Origin of the sequence: Flavobacterium xylosi (genome assembly GCF_042787345.1) — a bacterium.
Classification (GTDB): domain Bacteria; phylum Bacteroidota; class Bacteroidia; order Flavobacteriales; family Flavobacteriaceae; genus Flavobacterium; species Flavobacterium xylosi.
Window position 1 is genome coordinate 43,655 of the sequence record NZ_JBHZPZ010000008.1, and the last position, 13,405, is coordinate 57,059.

Annotated in this window: 12 protein-coding genes and 1 pseudogene; all 13 read right to left on the bottom strand. The window is 36.2% G+C overall.

Annotated features, from left to right (window positions below):
• Positions 1-115: 115 nt before the first annotated feature.
• Entirely contained in the window at positions 116-697 is a 582-nt protein-coding gene (locus ACFX5E_RS08240) for a precorrin-2 dehydrogenase/sirohydrochlorin ferrochelatase family protein (protein ID WP_379854722.1), read from the bottom strand.
• Entirely contained in the window at positions 684-1,478 is a 795-nt protein-coding gene (cobA, locus tag ACFX5E_RS08245; protein ID WP_379854723.1) for a uroporphyrinogen-III C-methyltransferase, read from the bottom strand. The genes ACFX5E_RS08240 and cobA overlap by 14 nt, the downstream gene beginning before the upstream one ends.
• Positions 1,468-3,561, bottom strand: a complete 2,094-nt coding sequence (locus tag ACFX5E_RS08250) for a nitrite reductase (protein ID WP_379854724.1) — start codon at positions 3,559-3,561, stop codon at positions 1,468-1,470. Before ACFX5E_RS08250 ends, cobA begins: the two co-directional genes overlap by 11 nt.
• Positions 3,562-3,694: 133 nt before the next feature.
• A complete protein-coding gene (locus ACFX5E_RS08255) occupies positions 3,695-4,939 on the bottom strand; it encodes a sulfate adenylyltransferase subunit 1 (RefSeq protein ID WP_379854825.1) in 1,245 nt (414 codons plus the stop codon).
• 172 nt (positions 4,940-5,111) lie between these two features.
• Positions 5,112-6,011, bottom strand: coding sequence for a sulfate adenylyltransferase subunit CysD (gene cysD, locus ACFX5E_RS08260; protein ID WP_269686738.1), 900 nt, complete (start codon positions 6,009-6,011; stop codon positions 5,112-5,114).
• Positions 6,012-6,073: 62 nt separating this feature from the next.
• The gene (locus ACFX5E_RS08265) at positions 6,074-6,775 is read right to left on the bottom strand and encodes a phosphoadenylyl-sulfate reductase (protein ID WP_379854725.1); all 702 of its coding nucleotides are present in this window, start codon (positions 6,773-6,775) and stop codon (positions 6,074-6,076) included.
• Positions 6,775-7,677: a sulfite exporter TauE/SafE family protein gene (locus ACFX5E_RS08270; protein WP_379854727.1), complete on the bottom strand. Its 903-nt coding sequence runs from the start codon at positions 7,675-7,677 to the stop codon at positions 6,775-6,777. Before ACFX5E_RS08270 ends, ACFX5E_RS08265 begins: the two co-directional genes overlap by 1 nt.
• Before the next feature lie 109 nt (positions 7,678-7,786).
• Positions 7,787-8,197, bottom strand: coding sequence for an RrF2 family transcriptional regulator (locus ACFX5E_RS08275; protein WP_379854728.1), 411 nt, complete (start codon positions 8,195-8,197; stop codon positions 7,787-7,789).
• A 315-nt stretch (positions 8,198-8,512) separates the two neighbouring features.
• A complete protein-coding gene (locus ACFX5E_RS08280) occupies positions 8,513-8,638 on the bottom strand; it encodes a PLP-dependent transferase (RefSeq protein WP_379854826.1) in 126 nt (41 codons plus the stop codon).
• Between the two features lie 253 nt (positions 8,639-8,891).
• A pseudogene (locus ACFX5E_RS08285) lies at positions 8,892-8,969 on the bottom strand (PLP-dependent transferase); the annotation flags it as partial.
• Positions 8,970-9,138: 169 nt separating this feature from the next.
• A complete protein-coding gene (locus ACFX5E_RS08290) occupies positions 9,139-10,311 on the bottom strand; it encodes a trans-sulfuration enzyme family protein (protein WP_379854729.1) in 1,173 nt (390 codons plus the stop codon).
• Positions 10,312-10,382: 71 nt separating this feature from the next.
• Entirely contained in the window at positions 10,383-10,808 is a 426-nt protein-coding gene (locus ACFX5E_RS08295) for an OsmC family protein (RefSeq protein ID WP_379854730.1), read from the bottom strand.
• Between the two features lie 174 nt (positions 10,809-10,982).
• Positions 10,983-13,397, bottom strand: coding sequence for a bifunctional aspartate kinase/homoserine dehydrogenase I (gene thrA, locus ACFX5E_RS08300; protein WP_379854731.1), 2,415 nt, complete (start codon positions 13,395-13,397; stop codon positions 10,983-10,985).
• Between the last annotated feature and the right edge of the window lie 8 nt (positions 13,398-13,405).

Consider the following 13,405-nt stretch of genomic DNA (forward strand, 5'->3'; position numbering starts at 1 on the left):
GACTGGGTAGAGTTTCTTTTGTTATACTTGTTGTTACTTATTATTATTTTCACAAATTAACAAATGATTTTTACTACTTTAAATGATAAATATCATTCGTTATTTTGTGATGCTTTTATTCTTTATTTTTTAATGCTTCGGTGATTTCGTTCATTTTCTGTACTTTCTCTTCGAAATTTCCTTTCAGCGTTTTGCGATATTCATTTAGGTTTTCGACCATTTTATTGATATCGTCCGGAATTATTTCTTCAAAAAACTCCCGTAATCTTTTGGCTGTTGTTGGTGATTTTCCGTTTGTGGAAATCGCAATTTTTACATTTCCTTTGGTTACAATTCCACCCAAATAATAATCACATAATGGCGGTGTATCAGCAATATTGCAAATCAAATACCTTTTTCTTGACAGATCATAAATCTTTTTATTTACAGCTAAATCATCCGTACAGGCAATAACCATGTGCCGTTTGCGAAGCATCCAGCGATTGAACTTCCTGTAAGTCAATTTCACCGAAGGATGTCTTTCGACCAACGCTTCCAGTTCTGGCAAAAACTTTGGCGCAACCACTTCAACATTGGCATTTGGACTGGATTTTAGCATAAACGATAATTTTTCTAAACCCACATTCCCTCCTCCTACAATAAGTACATTGAGTTGCTGTAATTTTAAAAATATCGGATATAACTCATTCCTTTCCATACACCAGTACTTTATTATGGTTTGATTTTAATTCTTTATAAAAACCTACCCTTTTCTTATTATCGCCTACTACTTCTCCAATAACGATTATCGCCGGAGAACTTAAATTGTTCTCTGCCACCACTCTTTGGATTGTGTTTATAGTTCCAATTCCTGCTTTTTCCTCTGGAGTCGTTCCGTTTTGAATAATCGCTACGGGCATTTCTCCTTTGGATTCCTTTTGAAACAGCGCCACGATTTCTTCCAATTTACTCATCCCCATCAAAACAACCACTGTCGCTGTCGATTGGGCTGCCAAAGCTACATCAGCAGATAATTTTCGTGCTGAAGTAGTACCGGTAATCACCCAAAAACTTTCAGAAACGCCTCTTTTTGTCAATGAAATCCCTTGAGAAGCTGGGACTGCAATAGAAGATGAAATTCCCGGAACTACAAATGTAGGAATTCCAAAGCTTTCTACGAATTCTATTTCTTCACTTCCTCTTCCAAAAATAAATGGATCTCCTCCTTTTAATCGTACCACATTGCCATAAGTAAGTGCATTATCTACAATTAACTGGTTGATTTCATCTTGAGTATACGCATGACATCCCTTTCTCTTTCCAACAAATATTTTCAATGCTTTTTTAGGAGCATAGGACAATAGTTCTTCATTAGCCAAGGCATCATACAAAACCACATTCGCTTCAGCTAATGCCTTTGCACCTTTGATGGTAAGCAAATCCGGATCTCCCGGACCGGCACCTACTAAAGTAACTTGGGGTTTTATTTTATTTTTCATCTTTTAGGTCTTTGGCTCTGAAGGCTTCTATGGTATCAAAAAAAGCAATTGCTTCTTGAATGTACTTTTTAGCGAATTCTTCAGACGGTTCGTTCTGATTGATCTGAAATACTAAATCCTTTAATGTGGATTGCAATGGAATTTTATTAGTTTCGACAAAAACCGTATCAAATAAGTTTATTATTCCAGCTTGATGATTTGTTTTTTGGTCCTCTGAAAGCAATAAGGCTTTGGCGCCATTTACAAAACCTGCATACCCGTGATAAACAGCATCCGACCATTTTTTATCTTCGAAAGCTTCTTGCGCGAAAGTCAATTTATCTTTGGCTTCCAGTAGCAAGGTAGCGACCAAATCAATTACTACTCCTGCACATTCTCCTACTCCAACTGCTTTCACGTAATTATCAGCATTACCCCAATCGATAAAATCAGCTTCAGTAAGATTCGTCAAATCAGCTAAAGGTTTCAAAAATTCGTAGAAATATTTCTCTCCTTTGGCATCGTAATAATCTAGAAACGACATTCCATTTGCATTAGCTGCAAAATCATTTAAGATGAAACGCAACGCATCTGGTCCTCTCCGGCTTGGAATTTTAATTACTTTATCAGAAAATCTCCCAGAACCGTTTCCTAAATTCCCTCCACCCAATAACACTTGAAGCGCCGGCGCTACTAATTTTCCGGAATTGATAGACATTCCCTGAAAACCAATTTGTGCCATATTGTGTTGCCCGCAAGCATTCATACAACCACTAATTTTTATAATGATTCCTTTATTGTTCTTGTATTCAGGATATTCAGTTTCTAAAACTCTTTCCAGTTCTACTGCAATTCCGGTGCTGCTTGCAATACCAAGATTACAAGTATCTGTTCCCGGACAAGCGGTGATGTCTGCTGTACTATCATATCCAATTGCTACATAATCAAGTTTAGCTAATTCTTGGTAGAAAAAGGCTAAATTCTCTTCTTTCACATTGCGGATCAGAATATCTTGTCGTAATGAAAAACGCAATTCATTAGCAGCATAATTTTTAATTAAATCAGCTAATAGTCTCGCTTTATCAGTATAGAAATCTCCCAATAATACTTTGATTCCAATCGCAACATATCCATTTTGTTTCTGCGGAATCACATTTGTTTTTTTCCAAGCTTCAAATGCATCATTGTCTTCTATTGTTACATTTGGTGCTTCCAATAAAGGTTCTGGAATTGGACTATCAAAAGCTGTCGTATCGATTTCAACAATTTGATGAGACAACGCTTTTTTCTCTTCATCAACCAAATGCAGGAACTCATCTCTACCAATATCTTTGATTAAGAATTTCATACGTGCTTTCAACCTTTTGGCTCTTTCTCCAAAACGGTCAAATATTCTTAAAACACCTTCTGTTGTTGGAATAATTTGGTTTACGGGAATAAAACCCGACAACAGTTCGGCGTGGTGTGGTTGAGAACCTAATCCCCCACCAAGCATTACTTTAAATCCTCGTTCTCCGTTTACAATTTTTGGAATAAAACCTAAATCATGCATGTAACTCAGCGCCGTGTCTTTATCTGAAGAAGAAAACGATATTTTGAATTTACGTCCCATTTCCTGACATACCGGATTTCTCAAGAAAAATTGAAACATAGCATGCGCGTATGGGGACACATCAAAAGGTTCATCTACATCTATCCCCGCTGTTTCACTCGCCGTAATATTTCTCACGGTGTTTCCACAAGCTTCTCTCAACGTAACATCATCTTTCTCTAATTCCGCCCAAAGCTCTGGAGTTCTGTCCAAACTTACATAGTGAATTTGGATATCCTGACGTGTTGTAATATGCAAACGTCCCGTTGAATATTCGTCAGAAACTTTAGCAATACGTAACAATTGCTCGCTGGTCACTTTTCCAAAAGGCAATTTGATCCGAATCATTTGTACGCCTTCCTGACGCTGACCATAAACTCCTCGCGCCAAGCGAAGGCTACGAAAACGCTCGTCATCAATTTTTCCGTCACGGAACAAGGCAATTTTTCTTTCTAAATCGATGATGTCTTTTTGGACAATCGGATCTTCTATTTCGGTTCTAAAACTTTCCATACTTTATTGGTTTTCCCCACCCCAACCCTCCCCGAAGGGGAGGGAGTAGAAACTGGCAATGTTATATTATAATTTAATCACTTCTATTTTCTAATCTGGCTCCCTCCCCTTCGAGGAGGGCCGGGGTGGGGATTTAGTTTATAAACCCAACTCCCGCGGTTGTATTGGTCGCCGTATCTATCAAAATAAAAGCTCCATTTGATTTGTTGTCATTGTAGGCATCAAAATAAATGGCTTTGCTCAATTTAATATTTACTTCTCCTATTTCGTTAATGGCCAATTGAGTTGCTGGAGTTGACCCTGTATAATCTGTAGCAATTACATTTTTCACGCTTTCAATTTTTGCCAAAACTCTATTGGTATTGTGCTGTATTAAATATTTAGTTCCGGCAACTAACTTTTTGCTGTCCATCCAACAGATCGTGGTATTGATGTCTTTTTCCATTCTAGGAAGTTCATTCGATTTTACAATCATATCACCTCTAGTTACGTTGATATCATTCTCTAATTCGATTGTGATTGAAGAACCTGCTGAAGCTTCGTCATATTTTTCATCGAAAAAATGAATGTTAGTCACTTTAGATTCAGTTAAAGATGGAAGTACAGTCACCGAATCACCCACTTTTATATTGTCTCCGTATAATTTTCCGGCATATCCTCTAAAGTCATGGTATTCCTCCGTTTTTGGTCTGATAACCGTTTGAACGGGGAAACGTGCTTTTCCTTTTTCATATACATCTTTTGGCTCTAAAGCTTCTAAATGTTCCAAAACAGTCTGTCCGGTGTACCACGGCATATTTTCTGATTTATCAGCCACATTTCCTCCATTGATAGCACTCAAAGGAATGTAACTTACATTTTGCTCTTTGAAAGCACTTTTTTCATTTAATGCATGAAAATCAGCTTTGATTTTATTGTATATTTCTTCCGAATAATCAACTAAATCCATTTTGTTTACCGCAACAATCACTTCTTTTACGCGCAATAAATTATTGATAAAAAAGTGACGGTAGGTTTGCTCAATTACTCCTTTACGAGCATCAATCAATATAATTGAAACCTGGGAAGTTGAAGCTCCTGTAACCATGTTACGTGTATATTCTACGTGACCTGGAGTATCCGCAATAATGTAACTTTTCTTTGCAGTCGAAAAATAAATATGTGCCACATCAATTGTGATTCCTTGTTCTCTTTCGGCAACTAAACCATCGGTAGCCAATGAAAAATCTAAGTAATCATATCCTTTTTGCTTACTGCTTTTTTCTATTGCTTCAATTTTATCAGTAGTCAACGATTTTGTATCGTACAATAATCTTCCGATTAAGGTGCTCTTTCCGTCATCTACACTTCCTGCTGTTGCTATTTTTAAAACTTCCATATTCACTTTCACCTCCCCGACCCTCCCCAAAGGGAAGGGAGCCGAGTCTGGCATTTATTTAATTAAAAATCAGTTTTTTTTTCTATTGTACTACCCTATAAACCCTCAACCGATGGACACTTTTTATCCGTTTAAGGCTCCCTCCCCTTCGGGGAGGGCTGGGGTGGGGATTCTAAAAGTACCCTTGTTGTTTTCTTTTTTCCATTGCGGCTTCAGAACGTTTGTCATCAATTCTGGCTCCTCTTTCTGAAATAGTCGAAGATCTGATTTCGCCCACAACTTCCTGAATGGTTGCTGCGTAAGAATCAACAGCTGCGGTACAACTCATATCGCCAACGGTTCTAAAACGAACAATTCTTTCTTCGATTTCTTCATCTTCTTCTTGGTATACAAATGGAGAATGCGACCAAATCATACCGTCTCTCAAGAATACTTTACGTTTGTGTGAAAAGTAAATGGATGGAATTTCTATTTGCTCTTGTTCAATATAACTCCAAACATCAAGCTCTGTCCAGTTCGAAATTGGGAAAACACGCACGTTTTGACCATTTTCAATTTTCCCATTCAAAATATCAAACAATTCCGGGCGTTGGTTTTTCTCATCCCATTGACCAAAATCATCACGAACAGAGAAAATACGTTCTTTAGCTCTTGCTTTTTCTTCATCTCTACGCGCACCACCAATACAAGCATCAAATTTGAATTCTTCAATTGCATCCAAAAGTGTAGTTGTTTGCAAACTGTTTCTACTGGAGTATTTCCCTGATTCTTCTACAACTTTACCTTCGTCAATGGCGTCTTGTACGTTACGAACGATTAATTCTAAACCTAATTCAGCAACCAATTTATCTCTAAATTCTATAGTTTCAGGAAAGTTATGTCCTGTATCTACGTGCAATAATGGAAAAGGAATCTTAGCTGGAAAGAACGCTTTTTGAGCCAAACGCACTAGTGTTATAGAATCTTTCCCACCGGAGAAAAGCAAAACTGGTTTGTCAAATTGAGAAATCACTTCTCTAAAAATGTATATCGCTTCGCTTTCTAAAGCGTTTGTTTTTAATATTGAACTCATTTTTTTAAAGATTTAAATGATTGAAACATTTAAAGATTGCAACAATCGTTTATAATTTATAATTACTTTTGGTGCAACCCGCATTCTTTATGACTGGATTCCCACCACCATCTTCCAGCCCTTATATCTTCGCCAGGAGTAATGGCTCTGGTACAAGGGGCACAACCAATACTCACAAAACCTTGTTTATGAAGTAAGTTTTGCGGAACATTGTTTTTTTCGATATAATCCTCAACCTCCTTCAAAGTCCATTTTAGCAACGGATTAAATTTAATGATGTCAAACTTTCCATCGTACTCAAAAAGATGTAAATCTTTTCTGTTTTCTGATTGTTCTGACCTTAAACCAGTAATCCAAACTGAATTACCCTTTAACGCTTTTGTTAACGGTGCTATTTTTCGAATAAAACAACATTCTTTTCTATTCTCCACAGATTCGTAAAAGCTGTTTGGACCTTTATTATTTAACAATTCCTCCACTGCACTTGTTTGTGGAAAATAGGTTTTTATGTCAATTTTATACTTTTTCAATGTCTTATGAAAAACATCATAGGTTTCTTCAAACAATCTTCCCGTATCCAACGTAAAAATGGTAATCGGTAAATCATATTTTGCAATTAAAGCCGTAATTACTTGATCTTCCTGACCAAAAGAAGTAGAGAAAACCACTTTATCTTTGTATTCATTAGCTAAAAAAGCAAGCGTTTCCTCGATTGAGAAATCTTTCGTTTTTTCTAGTAAAGTATTTATTATTGCTGTACTCATTATAATAATTTAGATAATGTTCTTAAACTCAAAATGATAATTAAAATCCCAACCAAAATCATCATCGGTTGTCTTTTAATTTTGTTAACTAATAGGGCTGCAATCGGCGCTGCAATTACTCCTCCGAGAATTAATCCTATAATTACTTCCCAGCCTTGAATTCCCCCAAAAATCATAAATGTTATTCCACTTGCAAAAGAAACGGCAAACTCAGCGGCATTAACGGATCCAATAGTATATCTGGGATTTCTGCCTCGCCCAAGTAATGTAGAAGTAACAATTGGTCCCCATCCACCACCACCAACAGCATCCATAAAACCTCCAAAAGAAGCCAGAATACCTAAACGCTTGGTTTTCTTTTTTATAATATTCTTTTGCATTGCTTTTCTAATAATGATACAAGCCAATGCAATCATATAAACCGCAATAAATGGTTTAATCACATCTCCGTCAATCACATCAGCCAACAAATAAGCGCCTGTTATAGAACCTAAAACACCCGGTATTAGCAAGTGTCTCACTAATTTTTTATTGATATTCCCAAATTTATGATGAGAAATGGCAGATGCTCCTGTTGTAAACATTTCAGCAACGTGAACTCCAGTACTACTAATTACAGGAGGAACTCCGTACGCCAATAAAAAAGAAGTAGAGGTTGCTCCATAACCCATTCCCAGAGTACCATCAACTAACTGCGCAAAAACACCGATACAGAAAAAGATTAAAAACTCTTGATTAAAACCAGCTACAAAGCCATCCCAAGAAAACTCTGCGTGATGATTGTACACCAATACGGATATCAAACCAATTAACAAACTAACAGGAATCCGAACCCACAAACGTTCCTTAAAAGTCATTTCCTTTTTTAGTGCTACACTGTTTTCTTTTAAATCTTTATTCATGCTTTCTTCGATTCACTTAAATTATCTATTACCCCATCGGAATAGTAGATTAAAAGGCAAAAATAACACTTTTAGTTTAACTACAAAACTTATTCGGAAAATTTATTTGTTAAAATGCTATATCAGCTAGTGTGTTACTCTCTAAGATTTTCAGGGTGTTATCGCGGACTTCGATCATTAGTTTTCTAACCGCGCAAGTTGCTTCATCAGTACAATCCTCACATTTTTCGTAAAAATTATGACTTGCACAAGGTAATAATGCAATAGGTCCTTCAAGAATGCGGTAGACATGAGCCATATTTATATCTTTTGGCTCTTTAATTAAATAATAACCGCCGCCTTTTCCTTTTTTGGCACCCAAAAAACCTGAGTGACGTAAAAGCAATAATATGCTTTCTAAAAATTTCAACGAAATATTTTCACTCTTTGCGATTTCAGCAATTTGAACCGGCGTATGATCTTTCTGGCGAGCCAAAAAAGTCAAAGCTTTTATTCCGTATTTTGTTTTTTTAGACAGCATTTAAAATAGATATAAGATTGTTGATTTCAGATTGTTGATTTCAGATTTCAAACCTACCTGAAAGCTACACGCTTTTAATATTCCAACAACAAAAATATACTTTTTGAATGAAAAATAGTGAATGACAATTGAAGATTGTTGTTGGACTCGAAATCTGCTCCCGAAACTTCGGGGCTCATATCTTTACGAAAGCGCTTGTTCTAAATTGGCAATTACATCTTCTACCGTTTCTAATCCTATTGAAACACGCACAAAACCATTAGCCCACGGTTTAAACCGTGGGCTATGATTATGAATTTCTAAGATTATGGATTTTTATGAAAGCGCTTGCTCTAAATCAGCAATTACATCTTTTAACGTTTCTAATCCTACTGAAACACGCACAAAACCATCAGCCCACGCTTTAAACCGTGGGCTATGATTATGAACTTCTAAGATTATGAATTTTTATGAAAGTGCTTGCTCCAAATCGGCAATTACATCTTTTACGGTTTCCAATCCTAATGAAAATCGAACCAAACCATCAGCCCACGGTTTAAACCGTGGGCTATAATTATGAATTTCTAAGATTATGAATTTTTAAGACAACACCTGCTCCAAATCAGCAATTAAATCCTTGAGAAACACCAACCAAACCATCAGCCCACAGTTTAAACCGTGGGCTATGATTATGTACTTCTAAGATTATGAATTTTTATGAAAGTGCTTGCTCCAAATCGGCAATTACATCTTTTACCGTTTCTAATCCTATTGAGACACGAACCAAACCATCAGCCCACAGTTTAAACCGTGGGCTATGATTAAGAATTTCTAAGATTATGAATTTTTAAGACAACACCTGCTCCAAATCAGCAATTAAATCCTTGAGAAACACCAACCAAACCATCAGCCCACGGTTTAAACCGTGGGCTATGATTATGAACTTCTAAGATTATGAATTTTTATGAAAGTGCTTGCTCCAAATCGGCAATTACATCTTTTACCGTTTCTAATCCTATTGAAACACGCACTAAACCATCTGTAATACTTACAGCCAAACGTTCATCAACAGATAATTTACTATGCGTTGTAGAAGCTGGATGCGTAACAATTGTTCTTGTATCACCAATATTTGCCGAAAGCGAACACAATTGTATTTTATCTAGAAATTTTCTACCAGCTTCGATCCCACCTTTAATTTCAAAAGCAATAATGTTACCTCCCAAAAGCATCTGTTTTTTGGCAACTTCATATTTAGGATGCGATTTCAAAAACGGATATCTCACACTATTCACATTTGGATTATTTTCTAGAAATTCAGCAACTTTCAATGCATTTTCACAATGTTTCTCCACACGAACCGCCAACGTTTCTAAACTTTTGGATAAAACCCAAGCATTGAATGGCGATAATGCTGGCCCTGTATTTCTGGAGAATAAATATATTTGTCTGATTAAATCTTCGCTTCCTACAGTCACACCGCCCAAAACACGTCCTTGCCCGTCAATCAATTTTGTCGCGGAATGAATAACTAAATCCGCTCCCCATTTTATGGGTTGCTGAATGTATGGCGTTGCAAAACAGTTGTCGATAATCAATATTAGATTGTGTTTTTTAGCGATAGCTCCTAATAATTCCAAGTCAATAATATCTACCGCAGGATTCGTAGGTGACTCCGCATACAATATTTTGGTATTTGGCTTAATGAAACTCTCAATAGTTTCTGGCTTATTAATATCAAAATACGAAGTTTCGATATTCCATTTTGGAAAATAAGTCATAAATAAAGCGTGCGTAGAACCAAAAACGCTACTTGCAGAAACTACATGGTCGCCTGAATCTAACAAAGCTGCAAAAGTAGAAAACACTGCCGCCATTCCTGTTGCAAAAGCATAACCGGCTTGAGCTCCCTCCATTTTGCATATTTTTTCTACAAATTCAGTTGTATTGGGATTACTGAAACGACTGTAAATGTTTCTTTCTTTTTCTTCTGTAAAGGAAGCACGCATATCTTCGGCATCTTCAAAAACAAAACTCGATGATAAATACAAAGGCACGGAATGCTCCTGATATTGTGATCTTTCTAATTGGGTGCGTATGGCTTGGGTCTCAAACCCAAATTCCTGTTCGTTCATTTTATTTTTTAGTTTAAAGATTAAGGTTTACAGCTGTTGGAATCGCGAAACTCCAAGCTCTTGTATTTAAACTATAATGATTTATTATTCAAGACTACTTTGTAATGTATTGTTGCTGTTGGTTCTAATGTTTTAGAAACCGAGCAGTACTTTTCGAAAGAAAGTTGCGCGGCTCTGGCTGCTTTTTCTTCATTAATGTCTCCTTCCAAATAAAACACAACATGAATATCTTTGAATGGTTTTGCTTCTCCTACTTGCACACGCTCGCCTTCGACCTCCGCTTTGAAAGAAGTGATTTCCTGACGCTGTTTTTTCAAAATAGAAATCATATCAATCGCACTGCAACCCGCAACGCCCATTAAGACTAACTCCATTGGACTTGCGCCCATATCATTCCCTCCAAATTCAGGACGGCTATCAACATTTACTATATGTCCTCTTTCATTTTTTAATTCAAAGTGAAAGTTTTCGTTTACTCTGTTTAATGTTATTTTCATATTATTCCCCTCCCCAACCCTCCCCGAAGGGAAGGGAGCCAAGACTGGAGGCAGTCCCTTTTTTATTAATTATATTTGTTCGGGCACGGATGAAACGGATTTGCTATCGCAAAAACACGGATTTTTGTTTTTTATATCTGAAATCAAAATTCAAAAATCTGCAATCTCAAATCGTTATCCTTTATCAGACAATCTCAAAATATCCCCAAAAACTCCTCTTGCTGTAACTGCAGATCCTGCGCCTGCGCCTTGAATCACGATTGGTCGGTCTCCATACGATTCGGTGTAAATTTCGAAGAATGAATCTGAACCTTTCAATCCTCCCAGTGCCGTATCAGATGGAACCGAAACTAATTTTACTTCAAGATTTCCTTTGTCATTTTGTAAATCGCCACATAATTCACCTATGTATCTTAAAACGTGATTTGGTTTTTGATTCTCTTTTATGGCTGCGTATATTGGATCAAATTCTTTCAATTTGGTTAAAAATTCCGAAGCACTTCCTTCACTTAAATGCTCAGGAATTAAATTCTGAATTCCGATTTCTTCAAATTCATTCTGCAGATCCAATTCTCTTGCCAAAATCAATAATTTTCGTCCTACATCATTTCCGCATAAATCTTCACGTGGATCCGGTTCCGTATATCCGTTATCAATTGCTTCTTGCAAAACCTGACTAAAAGGAAAATCCTTAGCTGAAAAGTTATTAAATAAATAACTCAATGTTCCGGAAAACACTCCTTTTATTTTGGTAATATTTTCACCCGAAAGATGCAATAATTTGATAGTATCTATTAGTGGCAATCCTGCTCCAACATTCGTTTCATAAAGATAACTCTTTTGATTGTCAGCTAATACTTTTCGCAATTCTTTATAAAAACTATAACTTAACGTATTGGCTACTTTATTCGAAGAAATCAAATCAAAACTATTTTCGGCTAATTTCACATAATTTTCTACAAAGGTAGCACTTGCCGTGTTATCGATTGCAATTAAATTTTCTAGATGATGCTCATTAGCAAAGGCAATAACATCATCAATCGTATAAGAAAAACCGTTGTTTTGTATTTCATTTTTCCAGTTTGGAGTCACGCCGTTTTTGTTTAACAGCACATTTTTTGAATTGGCAATAGCAAAAACATTCAATTTAATATCCTTTCTTTTTTCGATCGCTGCGGCTGATTCCAGAATTTGATTAATCAAAGTTCCACCCACCAAGCCATGTCCAAAAATGGCAATATTAATTTTCTTTGAGACTCCAAAAATCTCTCCGTGAATAACGTTCAACGCTTTATTAAGTTGTGACTTTTTGACAACTAAACTTACGTTTTTCCCCGTTACCGTATTATTAAAAAGAATAGGAACTATCTTGTTTTTGATAAGAGCGGTATATGGCTTGTGAAAAGTGCTTAAATCCTGCCCGATGATAGAAATCACCGAAACATTATCAGTAACTGAAATCTTATTGACGTCTTTAGAATAGAAATCATTTTCGAATTCTTTTTCTAGTTCTATCATTGCTTTTGTAGCCTGATCAGCAGCAACTACAAGGCCGATACCTCTTTCTGAAGATCCTTGTGAAATGATACTAACACTAATGTCATTATCTCCCATTACTCGAAAAATACGCGCATCTACACCTGTTTTCCCTAACAAACCTCTTCCTTCTAAGTTTACTAATGACACATTCTCCAGTACGGAAAGCGTTTTAATTCCTTCCTTATTTGAATTTGAAGTGATTAAAGTTCCTTCATTTTCGTGATTGAATGTGTTTAAAATTCGAAGGGGGATATTTTTTTCCAATAAAGGAATTATCGTTTTTGCATGAAGTATCGTTGTTCCAAAATTAGCCAGCTCATTCGCTTCATTAAATGTCAAATGGTCAATTTTTTTGGCATCCAAAACTAAATCCGGGTTTGCCGTGTATATTCCGTCAACATGCGTATAATTCTGAAGTTCCTCTGCATTTAGATAATTAGCGATCAAAGAAGCCGTATAATTACTGCCGTTTCTTCCTAAAGTAGTGGTGTCATTTTTACTATTTGATCCAATAAAACCGGTTACAATATTGACTGTGTTCCCATCATTTTGCTTGAAATAACTTATTACGTTTTTCTTCGAAATTTGTTCCAAAGGTTGGGCATCTCCAAACTTAGAATCGGTTTTTATCAATTCTCTGGAATCGGTAAAACGAGCATTTATTCCATTTTTAAGTAAAATCGCAGTAAGCAACTTAGCCGAAAGCAATTCTCCTTTAGACAGTACTAAATCTTTAATTTTATTGCTATAATCCCCAATTAAACTTACCCCTTCAAAAAGTTTTTCCAAGACTTCGAATTCCTCGGACAAATCGACATTCTCATATTCAGCTTGTTGGTATTTTTTAAAATCTTCAAAAAGCGGTTTGTAATTTGTGTTTTGTGATGCGATCCCTAAAATATTTTCTAACTCATCAGTAGCATTTCCACGTGCCGATACTACGACAGCAATTTCCTCTCCTTGATTTACTTTATCGGTAATAATAGCAACCACCTTGTTTAATCCCTCTCCATTCGATAAAGATTTACCTCCAAATTTTAATATTTTCATCTTTCTAT